Source organism: Streptomyces sp. NRRL F-5122, assembly GCF_001507435.1.
In the GTDB taxonomy this organism is placed as follows: Bacteria; Actinomycetota; Actinomycetes; order Streptomycetales; family Streptomycetaceae; genus Streptomyces; species Streptomyces lannensis.
Map to the genome: position 1 here is coordinate 163,996 of NZ_LMWH01000228.1, position 16,023 is coordinate 180,018.

A 16,023-nucleotide genomic window follows, 5' to 3' on the forward strand; every position below is an offset into this window, starting at 1 on the left:
GCCACCTCCGGATCTATTGTCAGGACAATGTGATGACAAGGGTTCCTGTCAACCAGTCCCCCGCCTATCCTCTCCCCGTGAGCACTTCCAGCCCCGCGACCCTCGACTTCACCCTCGACCGCAGCAGTCCGGTCCCGCTCTACTACCAGCTGGCCCAGCAGCTCGAGGCGGCGATCGAGCACGGCGCGCTGGGCCCGGGCAGCCTGCTGGGCAACGAGATCGAGCTCGCAGGGCGGCTGGGGCTCTCCCGCCCCACGGTCCGCCAGGCCATCCAGTCGCTGGTGGACAAGGGGCTGCTGGTCCGCCGCCGGGGCGTGGGCACCCAGGTCGTGCACAGCCAGGTCAAGCGCCCGCTGGAACTCAGCAGCCTCTACGACGACCTCGAGTCCGCCGGGCAGAAGCCCGCGACACAGGTGGTGCGCAACGAGGTGGTGCAGGCGTCGGCGGAGGTCGCCGCCGCTCTGGGCATCGCCGAGGGCAACGACGTACGCCATATCGAGCGGCTTCGGCTGGCCCACGGCCAGCCGATGGCCTATCTGTCCAACTACGTGCCGGTGGCCCTTCTGGACCTCGACACGGAGAGGCTGGAGGCGACGGGCCTGTACCGCATGATGCGCGGCGTCGGTATCACCCTGCACAGCGCCCGGCAGTCCGTCGGCGCCCGCTGCGCCACCCCCGAGGAGGCAGAGCGACTGGGCGAACCGGAGGGCGCCGCCCTGCTCACCATGCAGCGCACGGCCTACGACGACACGGGCCGGGCCGTCGAGTACGGCACCCACATCTACCGCGCCTCGCGCTACGCCTTCGACTTCCAGCTCCTCGTACGGCCTTGACAACGTGCGCGCCGGGCGGGAGGACGCCCGGCGCACGGGGGCTCCCGCCACCGCGGCAGCGCCCGGCGGGTCATCGTCCCGCCGGGCCGGCTCTCGGAGCGGGCGCACACACCCGTTCACACCACCGGACTGACCCACCCGCGCCGCTCGGCCGAACCGCTCATGGCGTCCAGCGCCGCGGCGCTGTGCACGGCGTCGTCGAGGGTCGGACCGTACGCGGTACCGTCCTCGATCGACCGCAGGAAGTGGTACGCCTCGATGACCTTCAGGTCGTCGTAGCCCATCGCATTCGCGGCGCCGGGCTGGAAAGCGGCGTACTCACCGTGGCCCGGCCCGACGTGGAGGGTGCTGACGGGCTGGTCCTGATAGGTGGTGCCGCGGCTGATGCGGAGTTCCCCCATGCGGCGGAAGTCCCAGAACACCGCGCCGCGGGTGCCGTGGACCTCGAAGCCGTAGTTGTTCTGTTCGCCGACCGAGACCCGGCAGGCCTCCAGTACACCGCGGGCGCCGGAGGCGAAGCGCAGCAGGCAGTTGACGTAGTCCTCGTTCTCCACCGGTCCCGGGACCCCACCGGTGGCGCGGGTGTGGCCCGCGGTGGCACTCGTGGGGCGGGCGCGTTCGGGAATGAAGACGGCGGTGTCCGCGGCCAGCGACTCGATCTCGCCGACCAGGAACCGGGCCAGGTCCACCCCGTGCGAAGCGAGGTCGCCGAGGACCCCGCCACCGCCGCGCTCGCGCTCGTAACGCCAGGTCAGGGCGCCCTCGGGGTGCGCGGCGTAGTCGCTGAGGAGACGGATGCGCACATGGGCGACGGTGCCGATGTCACCGGAGGCGATCAGCTCGCGGGCGGCGGCGACGGCCGGCGCATTGCGGTAGTTGAAGCCCACCGTGCCCCGGACACCGGCCTTCGTCACGGCGCCGGAGACGGCGCGGGCGTCCTCGACGGTGAGGCCGACGGGCTTCTCGATCCAGATGTGCTTGCCGGCCTCGGCCATGGCGACGCCGATCTCGCGGTGCAGGAAGTTCGGCGCGGCGATGCTCACCGCATGCACCCGCGGGTCGACGGCGATCTCGCGCCAGTCCCGGACGGCCGTCGCGAAGCCGTAGCGGCCGGCGGCCTCCTCGGCGCGACCGGGCACGTCGTCGGCGACGGCGACCAGTTCGGGCCGCAGGGACAGCTGCGGGAAGTGGTGCGGCACACGGACGTAGGCCTGGGTGTGCACCCGTCCCATCCAGCCGAATCCCACGACGGCGACGCCGAGCCTGCTCACCATGACTGCCCTTCTTTGGACCGGTCCAGGAACCTTTTCCCTCACACTGGTGGCCGTCTCTGCACTTGTCAACGCCTTTGACAAGCACGGAAGCCATATGGAACGGTCCAGACATGAGACCGCCGACCATCCGCGATGTGGCCGAACGGGCCGGGGTGTCCAAGTCGCTGGTCTCCCTGGTGCTGCGCGGCTCCGACCAGGTACGCCCGGAGAAGCGGCGGGCCGTGCTGGCCGCCGTCGAGGAACTGGGCTACCGCCCCAACGCCGCCGCGCGCAGCCTCAGCGAGCGGCGCACCCGCACCGTCGGCGTCCTGCTGAACGACATGCGCAACCCCTGGTTCGTGGAACTGCTCGACGGCCTCAACTCCCTGCTGCACGACAACGGTCTGCACACTCTGCTGGCCGACGGACATCTCAACCGGCGTCTCGGCGAGGACCTCACCCGCACCTTCACCGACCTACGGGTCGACGGACTGATCGCCGTCGGCACACTCCCGCCCTCCGAGGCACTGCGCACGGCGGCGGCCCGTGTCCCCACCGTCGTCGCGGGCGCCCGGGAGCCGGAGCTGCCGTCGGTCGACATCGTCGCGGGCGACGACGAGCGGGGCGCCCGTCTCGCGACAGAGCACCTCATCGGCCTCGGACACCACCGGATCGCGCACATCGCCGGGCAGGGGGTGGTCGGCGCACTGCGGCGGCGCGGCTTCGAGGGTGTCATGCGTGAACACGGTCTCGCGGACACGGCCGTGGTCGAGCAGGGCGATCTGACGGAGGAGGGCGGCTACCGGGCCGCGGTGCGCCTCCTCAGCGGCCGTGAACGCCCCACCGCCGTCCTCGCGTTCAACGACATAGCGTGTGTCGGCGCCCTGTCCGCGGCCGAGGAGCTCGGACTCCGGGTACCGCGCGACCTCTCCCTCGTCGGGTACGACAACACCTATCTCTCCCGCCTGCGCCACCTGTGGCTCACCACGGTGGACAACGGCAGTCACGACGTCGGGCGCCGCGCCGCCCAGTGCCTGCTCGACCGCATCACCGACCCCGCCCGCCCGGCCGAACTGCTGCTCAGGCCCCCCTCCTTGGAGATCAGGGGCACCACGGCGGCACCGGGGACGGGGGCCTGACGAAGCCCGTGGGCGGGGCGGGCGCTGTGGTATCAACTCCGCCCCGTCTCGGACGCCGTGTCCGGTCGGCTGCTCCCCGGCTCAGGCCTGCCGCCCCGCGACGATCCACTTCGACGGCAGCTCGGTGCGTGTGCCGTCCGCCGAGCGCTCCGTGGTGAGCAGCGGAAGGTCACCGCTCGCCAGAACATCGAGACCGGCCGAACGCAGGTACTCCGGCACCGCCGCATCGGCCACCTCTCCGGGCGCGATGCCGTGCCGGAAGACGGCGGCGAGCTTGGCGGGCGGCCCCTCGGCGCTCCGGGCCAGACCCTTGAGCACATGTCCGGCCGCTTCGGCGAGTTCGACGAGGAAGAGCCGGCCGCGCTCCCCCACCAGGGTCGCGATACCGTCGACGAGCGACTGCCGGTCGTCGGGCTCGCACTGGTGGAGCACACCACGCATATAGACGTTGGTGTCGCCCAGTTCGGCGTGCAACGTCTCCGCCTCGCTCTTCTCGGCGGCGTCCATGGTGGTCGTGTCCGGCACTCCCTCGGCGAACCCCTCACCGGCCACGACCTGTTCTCTCAGATACGTGCCCGCCACATCGGTGAAGCGGGGCACCACGGCCCTGCTGACCTCGATGATCGTCTGCGCCAGATCGAGCGAGGTGCCTATTCTCCCGCTGACCTCGTTGAGGAACTCAAGGCGCTCACGCACCGCGACGTACTCGAGGTCCTCGCCGTCGTGCAGAAGATCCTCCGGCACCGGACGCGCGGACGCCGCGACGCGGGCGGCCTCCGCGCGGCGCGCCCTGCGCCCCGCGCGCCGGGGCACACCCCAGTCGGGGGTGACGGGCACCCGGTCGTACCTGCTGAACTCCAGTACCGGGTAACCCAGTTCGAGGACCTGGGCGACGATGCGGGCGCTCTCGCCGACGCTCATGCTGGGCATGATCTCGGGCAGTCTGCGGGCGAGTTCCTCGGCTCCGGGGAAATCGGTGTGCAGGGCGAATCCGGGGGCGACGGACTCGACCGCCGCTCCGCCTTCCTGGTGCAGCGCGTCCGCGTCTGCGGCCAGCACCAGGAGCCGTTCGGGTCCTGGCCCCACCAACGGGTAGGCCCACCACAGCACATCCGCTCGGTCCCACCCCACGCCGGGACGGGTCCCCGTGGCGCTTCGCCCGCCCTCGGGCACGAAGAGGCGGGCCCGTCCCGCGGCCGGGTAGGACAGCCGCCCGTCGAGCGAGGCCTCGAGGTCTGGGCCGAGTCCGTCGTGCGCCACGTACGCGTCTCTCCCGCCACTCTCGGGCAGGGCGCCGGAGACGGGGAGCAGATCGACGGCGGGCCGCCCGACCGCGTCCTGCCGGGCCGTGTCGAACAACCGCCGGGCACCACGGCTCCAGTGCGAGACGAGGCCTTCGCGGTCCACCACGACCACGGCCAGGGGTATTCGGCCGGGTGCGGCGTGCTCCGCCGCCTCGTCGCCGGCCGGCGGGACGGGAACCGCATCCGTGTCGGCGCCGTGGTCCATGGCCCGCGACCTCTCTCCCACCGCGTCCGCAAGATCTGTACCGCCCGACCACGGTACGGCGCAGTCCGGTTGCGATGTGTGGCATTGCGCGAATTGAAACCGGGGGCGCCGTCGGTGCGTTCGAGGGGGCGCGGGACCGGGGCGCGCTCGGCGACACCGGGCGGCGGGACCGGCCGCCGTCGCCGGGTCCCGCCGCCCGCGCCCCTCGGTCCTCGCGCCCCTCGGTCCTCGTGGCCCTCAGTCCTCGTGGCCCAGCTGCAGGTCCCGCTCGGTGCGACCGCCCCCGGCGACCTGCAACACCGTGGCCACCGGCGGGTACCCCGCGGCGATCACCGTGTACTCACCGGACGACAGATCGACAAAACGGAACGTACCGTCGGCTCCGGTCGTCATCGTGTCGACGACGTTGCCCGCCGCGTCCAGCAGGGTCACCCGGGCGTCCTCCACCGGCCGCCCGTCTCCCGCCCGTACCGTGCCGCGCAGCACGGCGCCGCCCGCGAGTTCCACGTCCTGCCGGGTCTCACGCGAGGCCTGCACGGTGACGGGCAGCGCGGCCGGGCGGAACGCGGGCGCGCTGGCGGCGAGGGTGTACTCGCCGGCCACCAGCTCACTGATGACGTACCCGCCCTCACGCCCGCTGCGGGTGCTCGCGACCACCTCTCCGTGCACGTTGGTGAGCGTGACCGCGGCATCACGCACGGGCGAGCCGTCGGCCGTGAGCACACTGCCCGCGAGCCGTCCCGCGCCACCGAGCACGACGTCCAGTTCGACCGGGCGCTCCCCGACGGTCACGGAGACCGCCTGCGGCTGGTGGCCGCCCGCGGCCGCGATCAGGACGTACGAGCCCGCTCCGGGCGTGGACAGCGCGTACCGGCCGTCCTCGCCGCTCGCGCCGCGTCCGATCTGCACTCCCGCGACATCGATGAGGGTGAGCGCGGCGCGCGGCACGACGGTGCCGTCGGGGTGCTGGACCGTGCCGCACACGGGCACTCCGGCGGCGTACGGCGAACGTGCCTGCGGGACCTGGGCCGCGGGCTGCTGGTCGGCGGGGGCGTTGTGGGACACCAGTGGTTTCTCCTTGAGGAAAAAGGCGATGAGCAGGCCGAGGACGATCACCGGCACGAGGTAGAGGAAGATCCTCGGCATGGCGTCGGCGTATGCGGCGATGTACACGTCGCGCACTGCCGGCGGGAGTGCGCGGACGAGCTGCGGGGTGATGGAGTCGGGATCGGGCAGTCCCGCCCCGGCCCGCGGAGTGAGGCGGTCCTCCAGCGCGTCGGAGAGCCGGCCCGCGAACAGGGTGCCGAAGACGGCGGCACCGACACTGCCGCCGATCTGCCGGAAGTAGTTGTTGGCGCTGGTCGCGGTGCCGAGGTCGGCGGGGCGCACGGAGTTCTGCACGGCCAGGATCAGCACCGGCATCACCATGCCGATGCCGGTGCCGAGGACCGCCATCCAGATGCTGTACTGCCAGCGCGGTGTGCCGATCTCCAGCAGGGACAGCAGCCACATGCCGACGGCGGCCAGGGCGCTGCCGAGGAGCGGGAACACCTTGTAGCGGCCGGTGCGGCTGATGAGTTGGCCGCAGACGATCGAAGCCCCGACGATCCCGGCCATCATCGGCAGCATCAGCAGCCCGGACTCGGTGGCGCTCGCCCCGTCGACCATCTGCAGGAAGGTGGGCAGATAACTGGCCGCGCCGAACAGCGCGACGCCGACGACCAGCCCCACCAGGGCGGTGATGTTGAAGACGGAGTCCCGGAACAGCCGCAGCGGGATGAGGGGTTCGACGGCGAACCTCTCGGTGATCAGGAAGAGCACGCTCGCGAGGGCCGCACCGGCGCCCAGGCACAGGATGACCCGGGACCCCCAGGCGTACTCGGTTCCGCCCCAGCTGCTCAGCAGCACCAGACAGGTCGAGGCGGCGGCCAGCAGCAGTGTGCCGATGACGTCGAGACGGGCCTTCGTGGTGGGTTTCGGCAGTCTCAGCACGACGGCGACCACGGCCAGGGTGACAAGGCCGAAGGGCACGTTGACGTAGAAGCACCAGCGCCATGAGAGGTGGTCGGTGAAGTAGCCGCCGAGAAGGGGCCCGGCAACGGACGCGAGACCGAAGGCCGCACCGATGATGCCCATGTAGCGGCCGCGTTCGCGGGGCGGCACGATGTCGGCCATGATCGCCTGCACACCGATCATCAGTCCGCCCGCGCCGACACCCTGGACGGCGCGGAAGGCGATCAGCTGGTCCATGCTCTGCGCCCGTCCCGCGAGTGCCGAGCCGATGACGAAGACGCCGATCGCGAACTGGAAGACCCCCTTGCGGCCGAAGAGGTCGCCGCACTTGCCGTAGACCGGCAGCCCCACGGTGGAGGTCAGCAGGTACGCGGTGATCGCCCAGGACATCCGGTCGAGGCCGTGCAGCTCACCGACGATCTTCGGGAGCGCGGTGGCCACGATCATCTGGTCGAGGGCGGCCAGCAGCAGTGCGAGCATGAGCCCGACGAAGATCAGCCGCACCCGGCGAGGGCTGAGCGCCTCCACGGGTCCCACGGGTGCCTCGACCGGAGCACGGGGCGCGTCCGGGACCACGGGCGGTACGACCCGCTCGCTGTCCACGTGCACCGCAGTCGTCCCGCCCACCTAACCGCTCCCCTCGTCGCGCCTGCGCCGCCCATTTCTCGCATTGCGCAACAACTGGGATCAAGCGCGACGAGTCACCCGTGAGGTGCGTCGGGAACGGGTATCCGCCGGTCGGAAGCCCTACGGCGTACAACCGCGTCACACGAAAAACCACCCGAAACGGTGAGCGCGGACGTCACCCCGGCGACCGCGGAAACGCGCCCCGGAGGCTCGGAAGGCGAGTTCCGCGCCCCGGAGCGCGCAGGGAGTCATGACGGCGCCCACGGCTCCGTGCCGTGAGCGGCCGGCGCGCTCCCGGGTGTCACTTCTCCACTTCGGTGGCGAGCCTGGCGAGCACCGCGTCGTAGATCCGGCCGAGGCCCTTGGGCGCGAAGGTCTTCTCGAAGAAGCCGCCGATGCCGCCCGCGCCCTTCCAGGTGCTGGTCGCGACGACACGGGACCGGCCCTCGCCGGCCGGGGTGACCCGCCAGGTGGTGACCATGGAGGAGTTGCGGTCCTTCTCGACGAGTTCGCCCTCGGTCGGCTCGGTCACCTCCAGAAGGCAGTCACGGACGCGCTTGCTGGTGGCCTGGAGCTTCCAGTGGACGAGGGTGCCCTCGCCGTCGCCGCCCTCGCGCACCTCGTACTCGCTGAACTGCTCGGGGAGCAGCTTCGAGCGGGTGCCGCTGTAGTCGGCGAGTGCGTCGAACACCGTCTCGGCGTCCGCCGCGATGATCCGCTCCGTCGTGGCCTCGACCTGCGCCATGACTTTCCTCTTCCTGTACGTGTGATGGGGGGCGTGCGCCATCCCATCACACCCGGCACACGGCTTCTGACGGGACATCCGCTCCGGGAGGCGCACTCCCCGGCCGGTACCGCTCACCGCCTGGGAGAACCCGCCTGAAGGGCGAGCCGTTCCTCGAAGAAGGCGAGGGCGCGCAGGTGGTAGGCACGCGCCGTCCGGCCCAGGCTGATGTTGTGGCCCGCGTCCGGTTGACGCTCGACGCGGACGACGGGGGCCTCCGTCAGACGTGCGGTGAGATCGGCGATGTTGCTCTCGTCGTGCCGCCACCACGCCTCGTGCTCGGCGAAGGTCAGCCGGACCGGGACCCGCACCCGCGGCGCGAGTTCGTCGAACGTCCCCGGCCAGCGGGCGACTTCGGCCGCCTCACGTTCCGGCATGGGTACCACCGTCGAGCCGATCGAACGGAAGGTGTCCGGCGGATACAGCCGCAGCGGCCCCCAGTTGCGCTGCCGGTCGGCGCTGGTCGGCATCCGCAGCAGTCCGGCCACCCCCGGGTCGTAGCGGTGCCCGCAGCCGGACACGTCCAGGGCGAGCGGACCGGCCCCGCGTGCGGCCGTCACCAGGGCAAGCTTGCCCCCGTAGGAGTGCGCCAGCAGGAAGAATCCGGCTCCAGTGGCGTGCTGCTCGGCGAACCGCTCCATGGCCGACTCCAGCACGTCGGCCTGTTCGGCGAGGGTCTGCCCGCCGGGCAGCTGCTCCGCGGACAGTCCGTAGCCGGGGCGGTCCACGGCGAGCACCGTGAATCCCAGGCGCGCCCCCAGCGTGAGCAGGGACAGGTCGGGATGGGCCTGACCGTCGAAGTACCCGGCCGACATGCCGCCACCGTGCAGGGCGACCACGGTGGCGCGCGGCCGCCCGTCCGGCGGCTCGGCGAGCAGACAGGACAGGGTCACGCCCCCGGCCTGAAGGGTCAGTCGGCGCACCCCCGCGGACAGGGGCTGCGGCGGTTTCGGTTGCTCCACCACTCTGCTGGGTCGCATTCATCCTTTATGTCCCACTGACCGACGTGACGGCGCCGGACGCGCCGACCCCCCGACCCCTGAACACACCGCTCGGAGCACAGACCGGACGGACGAGGAGACGCAGGTCAGGAGCGACCCTCCACAAAATCGAACGAGTAACCGAATCCACATCGCGATCAAGGGAACAGGTGTTCTATTCTGAGTCCAGTGCTACCGAGGAGGCGCCCCATGCGCTGGGACCATCTGGCCGAGAACCCCGCCGCGGCCCGCAACGCCGCACTGTTCGACGCGGACGCGGTGACGACCCGCACCTTCGACACGCCGGAGTTCCGCGGCATCACCTTCCACGAGGTCAGAGCCCGCTCGATCGTGAACCGGGTACCGGGTGCCTCGCGTATGCCGTTCGAATGGACGGTCAACCCCTATCGGGGCTGCACGCACGCGTGCGTGTACTGCTTCGCACGCAAGACGCACAGCTACCTGGACCTCGACACGGGACTCGGCTTCGACTCCCAGATCGTGGTGAAGGTCAACGCACCGGAGTTGCTGCGTTCCCACCTCGGCTCCCGGCGCTGGCACGGAGAGCACATCGCGATGGGCACCAACGTCGACTGCTACCAGCGGGCCGAGGGCCGCTACCGGCTGATGCCCGGCATCATCTCGGCCCTGCGCGACCACGCGAATCCGTTCTCCATCCTCACCAAGGGCACGCTGATCCTGCGCGACCTCGACCTGCTGAAGCAGGCCTCACAGGTCACGGACGTCGGCATCTCCGTCTCCGTCGGCTTCGTCGACCACGAGTTGTGGCGCACCGTCGAACCGGGCACCCCGGCACCGGAGCGCCGACTGGACGTCGTGCGCGCGCTGGCCGATCAGGGCATCGGCTGCGGTGTCCTGATGGCCCCGGTGATTCCGTTCCTCGGCGACGAGCCGGCCCAACTGCGCGCCACGGTACGGGCGATCGCCGCCGCCGGCGCGACCTCGGTGACGCCGCTGGTGCTGCATCTGCGCCCGGGAGCACGCGAGTGGTTCATGGCCTGGCTCGAACAGCACCACCCCTACCTCGTGCGCCGCTACGAACGGCTGTACGCGGAGGGCGCCTACGCGCCGAAGTGGTACCAGCGCCGCGTCACCCGCCAGGTGCACGAACTGGCCCAGGAGTACGGCATCGGACCGACGCGCCCCGGGATGCCGCGCAGGATCAGCCGGCCCGAGCCCGAACCCCTCGCGCCGGAAGCGGTGATGCAGACAGGGCCCACCCAGCTGTCGCTCATCTGACGTCCGACCCACCCGTCCGCGGCGGGCGCCCGGACGCGTCCGTACGCTCGCGCAGCCGCACGGCTCCTGACGGTGCTTCAGGGGCATGCGAGCGCATCACGCGGCCCAATCGGGTCAAGTCTTGCCCGATCATGTTCTTTCTGCCGGGCAATCCGGGACGATGCGGCAGGGACCAGGCATTCGTGGTCCTATCCCCTCCGTCCTGGGAGGCCTGACATGAGACAACGCGCAGCCGTGCTGTGCGGCGCCGCCGTCGTGGTGGCCGGGATGCTCACCGCCGTCCCGGCCGACGCCAGCGCATCGCACACCGCACAAGGGGCGCAGCCCACCTGGAAGAAATGCGGCACCACCAAGTACCCGACGCTCCAGTGCGCGTCCGTGACGGTGCCGCTCGACTACGCGAACCCGCGCGGACAGCAGATCACACTGGCGCTGTCCCGGGTCCCCCACACCGCGCAGACCTATCAGGGGCCGCTGCTGGTCAACCCGGGCGGGCCCGGCGGCAGCGGTCTGACGCTCGCCGGATACGTCGCCTCCGCGCTGCCCAAGGCGGTGGCGTCGCAGTACGACGTGATCGGCTTCGATCCGCGGGGCGTGGGCAAGAGCAAGCCCGCCCTGAACTGCAAGTCCGGGTACTTCGACCCGGTCCGCCCGGACACGGTGCCCCGCCTGCCGTCCCTGGAGAGGGCCAACCTCTCCCGCGTCGCCTCGTTCGCCAAGGCGTGCGCCGCCAAGTACGCGGGCGTGCTGCCGTTCATCGACACGGTCAGCGCCGTGCGCGACATGGACGCGATCCGTCAGGCGCTCGGTGCCCAGCAGCTCAACTACTACAGCTACTCGTACGGCACCTACCTCGGCGCCGTCTACGCCAAGCTGTTCCCGCAGCGGGTGCGCCGTCTGGTGCTCGACTCCATGGTCGACCCCACGGGTGTCTGGTACGAGGACAACATCCAGCAGGACTACGCCTTCAACGACCGGCACCGGGCGTTCCTCGCCTGGGTCGCCGAACACGACGCGACGTACCGGCTCGGCACCGACCCGGCCCTGGTCGAGGCCAAGTGGTACGCGATGCGGTCGGCGCTGGCCAAGCGGCCGGCCCAGAAGACGGTGGGCGCCTCCGAACTGGAGGACACCTACATCCCCGGCGGCTACTACAACGGCCGCTGGCCCCGGCTCGCGGAGGCGTTCGCCGCGTATGCGAACAACGGGAACTCCGGCCCTCTCGTGGCGGCGTACAAGGCCCTCGGCGCGGTCGACGCCTCCGGAGACAACGGCTACAGCATCTACGCCGCGGTGCAGTGCCGTGACGCCTCCTGGCCACGCGACTGGGCCCAGTGGCGCAAGGACAACTGGGCGGCCTACGCGAAGGCACCGTTCATGGTCTGGAGCAACGCCTGGTACAACGCACCGTGCGCCTTCTGGCCCACGTCCTCCCTGCGGCCGGTCGACGTGTCGAACGACGCGCTGCCCCCGGCCCTGCTGTTCCAGGCGACCGACGACGCCGCCACCCCGTACCAGGGCGGAGTGACGGTCCATCATCTGCTGCGCGGCTCGAGCCTGGTGGTGGAGGACGGCGGAGGCAATCACGGCATCTCGCTGAGCGGCAACGCCTGCCTGGACAAGTACCTGGTGGCCTATCTGGACAAGGGCACCGTGCCGCACGGCACCGGCGACATCGACGCGGTGTGCCCGAAACTGCCCGACCCCACACCGGCGAAGACCAAGTCGGCGTCGGTCGAGGACCGCGGCGCGACGCTGCACGGTCTGCTCGGCTCCCGCGGCTGAGCGACCCCTCCGGCCCGTCGGGGGCGCTGTCACACCCGTGGTCCACCATGGACCCATGAGTGAGCCGACCAGGATTCCCGCCCCCGACGGGGTCGCCCCCGCCACCGCCTACACCCACGTCGTCATGGGCACGGGCCGCTTCGTCGCGATCTCCGGCCAGCTCGCGCTGGACGAGGACGGACGTCTCGTCGGCGCGGGCGACCCGGCGGCACAGGCCCGGCAGGTCTTCGAGAATCTCCGCCGCTGTCTGGCCGCCGCCGGGGCGACCTTCGACCACGTCGTCAAACTGACCTTCTTCGTCACGGACATGGCGCACATGCCGGCGATCCGCGCGGCCCGCGCCGAGCACATACCGGACGACCGACTGCCGGCCGCCTCGGCGGTGCAGGTGGCGGCGCTCGTGCGCCCGGAGTTCCTCGTGGAGATCGAGGCGTACGCGGTCGTGGGCGGATAATCCGGAAGTCATCCCCGCCCACTCCTGCCTAAGGTTCCGCCATGGACCACCGATCACCCCACATACGCCTGATGACCCTGGCCGACTGCGGCCGTGTCTCGGAGATCCGCATCCGGGGCTGGCAGAGCGCCTACCGCGGACTCATGCCGCAGCCCTACCTCGACGCACTCAGCGTCGCCGAGGACGCCGAGCGACGTCGCGCCCGTTTCCACGGCGGTGACGCCCGCGTGGTGAACCTGGTGGCCGAGTGGGACGGCGAGATCGTCGGCTGGGCGGCACACGGCCCGTACCGCGACGGCGAAGTGCGCACCTCCGACTCCGAGTTGTACGCGATCTACATCGATCCCGCGCACGTCGGCAGCGGGATCGGACGGGCGCTGCTGGAGGAAGCGGTGCAGCAGCGCGCACCGATGCACGCACGCATGTTCCTCTGGGTCCTGGAGGAGAACGTCCGCGCCCGGCGGTTCTACGAGCGTGCGGGGTTCCGCGCGGACGGCGCGGAGGAGCCCTTCGACGTGGACGGTGTCGCCGTGCCCGAGGTGCGGTACGTGAAGGACCTGACCTCCTGAGAGCTCAACGGGGCCCGGGAAGGCGCGCCAGCGCATGTACAGCCGCCTCCGCGAGCGCCGGGTGCGCGAGAGCCTCGTTGAGCACGGGCCCGGCTCGTTTGTCACCGAGCGCCCCGAGCCCCTCCACGCAGGCGAGCGCCACTCTGCGGTAGGGATCGTGCGGCCGCAGTCTGCGCTGCAACGTGGTGATCAGCGCGGGTACAGCCTCGGGGGCGCGCAGCTCGACGAGCAGGCGGACGGGGTGGAGGGCGTAGGCGACTCGGAGTTCGTTCGTGGCGAGGGCGGCCGCGGCCCGGGCGGTGCGCGGGTCACCGAGCCGGGCCAGGGCGTGGGCGGCGGAAGCACAGCGTTGCGGATCGCGGTGGTTGAGCAGCAGCACAAGCGCCTCGAACGCCCGCCGGTCCCCCGCCGTCCCCAGCCGGAAGGCCGCCGCCTCCCGCGCCCACAGGGGCCGGCCGGGCTCCGCCAGCACACCGGCCAGCTCGTCGAAATCGTCGGTCGTCAGCAGCCGCTCGCACTCCGGGGAGCCTCCGGATTCGTCCCGTAAACGCTCCGTGAGCAATCGCAACGCTTCGTTCATGGCGCCGAGACTAAGGGCCCGTGCGGGACCCGGGGACCTACATCACAAACCAGGGGACTGGCGCGCTCGTTACCGGCCGGTTAAGCTCAATCGAGCGAGTTACCCACTCGCACGCTTGCGGCGGCCTGGTGACGCAGCCGTCGCAAGGAGCTCCCACCCCGTAGGGCAGTGGGGCGCCGGTCGGTTCGGTACATCGAGTACCTCAGTACGACCCGGCTCCGGGACAGGGCCGGTCGGATCACCGTTCGGCGGACGTATGCACGTCCGCGGACGGCACCGGGCGTGTGCGCTCGTCAGCCCGGCAGACACCCGCAACCTCCGCGCCGTGTGCGCCCGTCGGCGTATCCCGGCCCGCCCCTCAGTCGTCACCTCATTTCTGGAGTCCGCGATGGCCGCTCCCCTCTCCGACACCACTCTGTCCCCGCTCAAGACCATTGCCGTCGTCGGCCTCGGCACCATGGGCACCGGCATCGCCGAAGTGCTGGCGCGGGCCGGCCGCGAGGTCGTCGGCATCGACATCGACGAAGCCGCGGCCTCCAAGGCCGTCGCCGCCCTGGACGCCGCCACCGCCCGCGCGGTGGACCGGGGACGCCTGACCGAGCAGGAGCGCGACGACGCCCTGGCCCGTTTCCGCACCTTCACCGACCTGCAGGCCGCGGCCGACGCCGATCTCGTCATCGAGGTGGTGCCGGAGTCGTACGACATCAAACAGCAGGTCCTCCAGGCCCTCGACGGCATAGTGCGCCCGGACACCGTCCTCGCCACCGGCACCAACGCCCTCTCCGTCACCCGGCTCGCGGCCGACTCGGCCCGCCCCGAACGGGTCCTCGGACTGCACTTCTTCAACCCGGCACCGGCCATGAAGCTGGTCGAGGTGGTCTCGTCCGTGCTGACCGCCCCCGCCGCCGTCACCGCCGTCACCAACCTCGCCCTCGACCTGGGCAAGGAGCCCGTCGCCGTGGGCGACCGCCCCGGCTTCGTCGCCGACGGGCTGCTGTTCGGCTACCTCAACCAGGCCGCCGCCATGTACGAGGCGAAGTACGCCTCGCGCGAGGACATCGACGCCGCGATGAGACTGGGCTGCGGGCTGCCCATGGGGCCGCTCGCCCTGCTGGACCTGATCGGCATCGACACCGCCCGCACGGTCCTGGAGGCCATGTACGCCGCCTCCCACGACCGGCTGCACGCGCCCGCACCGATCCTCAAGCAGCTCAGCGAGGCGGGCCTGACCGGCCGCAAGTCGGGGCGCGGCTTCTACACCTACGAGGCGCCGGGCAGCCCGGTCGTCGTGCGGGACGCGGCCACGCCGCTGAAGGACGCCGGCCTGGTCTCCGGCCGGCCCGTCCGCTCGGTCGGCGTCGCAGGATCGGGCACCATGGCGTCCGGTATCGCCGAGGTCTTCGCCAAGGCCGGGTACGAGGTCGTCATCGCCGCCCGCACCGAGGAGAAGGCCCAGGGCGCGAAGGCCCGGATCGGCAAGTCGCTCGCGCGCTCGGTCGACAAGGGCCGCATGACGACGGAGGCGGCCGCCCAGGCGCTGGACCGGATCCGCCCGACGGGCTCCTACGACGACTTCGCCGACGTCGACCTGGCGCTGGAGGCCGTGGCCGAGGAGCTGGAGATCAAGCAGCAGCTGTTCGCCACGTTCGACAAGGTCTGCAAGCCCGGTGCCATCCTCGCCACCACCACCTCCTCGCTGCCGGTCGTCGCCTGCGCCCGGGCCACCACGCGCCCGCAGGACGTTGTCGGCATGCACTTCTTCAACCCGGCACCGGCCATGAAGCTGGTCGAGGTCGTGCGCACGGTGCTGACCGGGGACGATGTGCACGCGACGGTCCGTGAGCTGTGCGCGTCGGTCGGGAAGCACCCCGTCGACTGCGGCGACCGCGCCGGGTTCATCGTGAACGCCCTGCTGTTCCCGTACCTCAACAACGCGGTCAAGATGGTGCAGGAGCACTACGCGTCCCTCGACGACATCGACGCGGCGATGAAGCTGGGCGGCGGCTACCCGATGGGGCCGTTCGAACTGCTCGACGTCGTCGGCCTGGACGTCTCCCTGGCCATCGAGAAGGTGCTGCACCGGGAGTTCCGCGACCCGGGCCTGGCCCCCGCACCGCTCCTGGAACACCTGGTGGCCGCGGGCTGCCTCGGCCGTAAGACCGGCCGCGGCTTCCGCGAATATGCCAAGCGCTGACCGACGCGGCGGCCGGCTTCCCGGCGGCGCCGGCTGGGGCGGA

General features: G+C 71.3%; 12 protein-coding genes and 2 pseudogenes. 7 read left to right on the top strand and 7 right to left on the bottom strand.

Annotated elements, in window-relative coordinates; translation table 11 throughout:
• The first annotated feature begins 32 nt into the window (after window positions 1-32).
• Window positions 33-833, top strand: a complete 801-nt coding sequence (locus ADL25_RS21680; RefSeq protein ID WP_079050506.1) for a GntR family transcriptional regulator — start codon at window positions 33-35, stop codon at window positions 831-833.
• Window positions 834-949: 116 nt separating this feature from the next.
• On the opposite strand, the gene ADL25_RS21685 is transcribed toward ADL25_RS21680, so the two are convergent.
• A complete protein-coding gene (locus ADL25_RS21685; RefSeq protein ID WP_059129414.1) occupies window positions 950-2,107 on the bottom strand; it encodes a Gfo/Idh/MocA family protein in 1,158 nt (385 codons plus the stop codon).
• A 110-nt stretch (window positions 2,108-2,217) separates the two neighbouring features.
• Between ADL25_RS21685 and ADL25_RS21690 the strand changes: the two genes are divergently transcribed.
• Complete coding sequence (locus tag ADL25_RS21690; RefSeq protein ID WP_059129415.1) at window positions 2,218-3,225, top strand: LacI family DNA-binding transcriptional regulator; 1,008 nt, start codon at window positions 2,218-2,220, stop codon at window positions 3,223-3,225.
• 81 nt (window positions 3,226-3,306) lie between these two features.
• On the opposite strand, the pseudogene ADL25_RS49825 reads toward ADL25_RS21690, so the two are convergent.
• From ADL25_RS49825 to ADL25_RS21710, 5 genes and pseudogenes are all read right to left on the bottom strand, one after another.
• Window positions 3,307-3,729: pseudogene (locus ADL25_RS49825) on the bottom strand (SAM-dependent methyltransferase); the annotation flags it as partial.
• Window positions 3,730-4,734, bottom strand: a pseudogene (locus tag ADL25_RS21695) (PAS sensor protein); the annotation flags it as partial.
• Between the two features lie 237 nt (window positions 4,735-4,971).
• Window positions 4,972-7,374 (bottom strand): MFS transporter, encoded by a 2,403-nt coding sequence (locus ADL25_RS21700; protein WP_059129416.1) that lies wholly within the window; start codon window positions 7,372-7,374, stop codon window positions 4,972-4,974.
• A 301-nt stretch (window positions 7,375-7,675) separates the two neighbouring features.
• Window positions 7,676-8,119: an SRPBCC family protein gene (locus ADL25_RS21705; RefSeq protein WP_059129417.1), complete on the bottom strand. Its 444-nt coding sequence runs from the start codon at window positions 8,117-8,119 to the stop codon at window positions 7,676-7,678.
• A 113-nt stretch (window positions 8,120-8,232) separates the two neighbouring features.
• Entirely contained in the window at window positions 8,233-9,138 is a 906-nt protein-coding gene (locus ADL25_RS21710) for an alpha/beta fold hydrolase (RefSeq protein WP_059129418.1), read from the bottom strand.
• Between the two features lie 210 nt (window positions 9,139-9,348).
• Here ADL25_RS21710 and ADL25_RS21715 point away from each other — a divergent pair, with 210 nt between their 5' ends.
• From ADL25_RS21715 to ADL25_RS21730, 4 genes are all read left to right on the top strand, one after another.
• Complete coding sequence (locus ADL25_RS21715; RefSeq protein WP_059129419.1) at window positions 9,349-10,398, top strand: Rv2578c family radical SAM protein; 1,050 nt, start codon at window positions 9,349-9,351, stop codon at window positions 10,396-10,398.
• A 216-nt stretch (window positions 10,399-10,614) separates the two neighbouring features.
• A complete protein-coding gene (locus ADL25_RS21720; RefSeq protein ID WP_059129420.1) occupies window positions 10,615-12,183 on the top strand; it encodes an alpha/beta hydrolase in 1,569 nt (522 codons plus the stop codon).
• A gap of 55 nt (window positions 12,184-12,238) precedes the next feature.
• Complete coding sequence (locus ADL25_RS21725; RefSeq protein WP_059129421.1) at window positions 12,239-12,637, top strand: RidA family protein; 399 nt, start codon at window positions 12,239-12,241, stop codon at window positions 12,635-12,637.
• 41 nt (window positions 12,638-12,678) lie between these two features.
• On the top strand, window positions 12,679-13,206 hold the full coding sequence (locus ADL25_RS21730) for a GNAT family N-acetyltransferase (protein WP_059129422.1): 528 nt from the start codon (window positions 12,679-12,681) through the stop codon (window positions 13,204-13,206).
• A gap of 4 nt (window positions 13,207-13,210) precedes the next feature.
• Here ADL25_RS21730 and ADL25_RS21735 read toward each other — a convergent pair whose 3' ends face one another.
• A complete protein-coding gene (locus tag ADL25_RS21735; RefSeq protein WP_059129423.1) occupies window positions 13,211-13,786 on the bottom strand; it encodes an adenylosuccinate lyase in 576 nt (191 codons plus the stop codon).
• Between the two features lie 388 nt (window positions 13,787-14,174).
• Here ADL25_RS21735 and ADL25_RS21740 point away from each other — a divergent pair, with 388 nt between their 5' ends.
• Entirely contained in the window at window positions 14,175-15,980 is a 1,806-nt protein-coding gene (locus ADL25_RS21740) for a 3-hydroxyacyl-CoA dehydrogenase family protein (protein ID WP_059129424.1), read from the top strand.
• The last annotated feature ends 43 nt before the right edge of the window (window positions 15,981-16,023 follow it).

What these genes read in the sequence shown, in the direction of transcription:
- ADL25_RS21685 (WP_059129414.1), bottom strand. Translation starts at nt 2,107, where the DNA reads ATGGTGAGCAGGCTCGGCGTCGCCGTCGTGGGATTCGGCTGGATGGGA.
- ADL25_RS21735 (WP_059129423.1), bottom strand. Translation starts at nt 13,786, where the DNA reads ATGAACGAAGCGTTGCGATTGCTCACGGAGCGTTTACGGGACGAATCC.
- ADL25_RS21710 (WP_059129418.1), bottom strand. Translation starts at nt 9,138, where the DNA reads ATGCGACCCAGCAGAGTGGTGGAGCAACCGAAACCGCCGCAGCCCCTG.
- ADL25_RS21705 (WP_059129417.1), bottom strand. Translation starts at nt 8,119, where the DNA reads ATGGCGCAGGTCGAGGCCACGACGGAGCGGATCATCGCGGCGGACGCC.
- ADL25_RS21715 (WP_059129419.1), top strand. Translation starts at nt 9,349, where the DNA reads ATGCGCTGGGACCATCTGGCCGAGAACCCCGCCGCGGCCCGCAACGCC.
- ADL25_RS21740 (WP_059129424.1), top strand. Translation starts at nt 14,175, where the DNA reads ATGGCCGCTCCCCTCTCCGACACCACTCTGTCCCCGCTCAAGACCATT.
- ADL25_RS21720 (WP_059129420.1), top strand. Translation starts at nt 10,615, where the DNA reads ATGAGACAACGCGCAGCCGTGCTGTGCGGCGCCGCCGTCGTGGTGGCC.
- ADL25_RS21725 (WP_059129421.1), top strand. Translation starts at nt 12,239, where the DNA reads ATGAGTGAGCCGACCAGGATTCCCGCCCCCGACGGGGTCGCCCCCGCC.
- ADL25_RS21730 (WP_059129422.1), top strand. Translation starts at nt 12,679, where the DNA reads ATGGACCACCGATCACCCCACATACGCCTGATGACCCTGGCCGACTGC.
- ADL25_RS21690 (WP_059129415.1), top strand. Translation starts at nt 2,218, where the DNA reads ATGAGACCGCCGACCATCCGCGATGTGGCCGAACGGGCCGGGGTGTCC.
- ADL25_RS21680 (WP_079050506.1), top strand. Translation starts at nt 33, where the DNA reads ATGACAAGGGTTCCTGTCAACCAGTCCCCCGCCTATCCTCTCCCCGTG.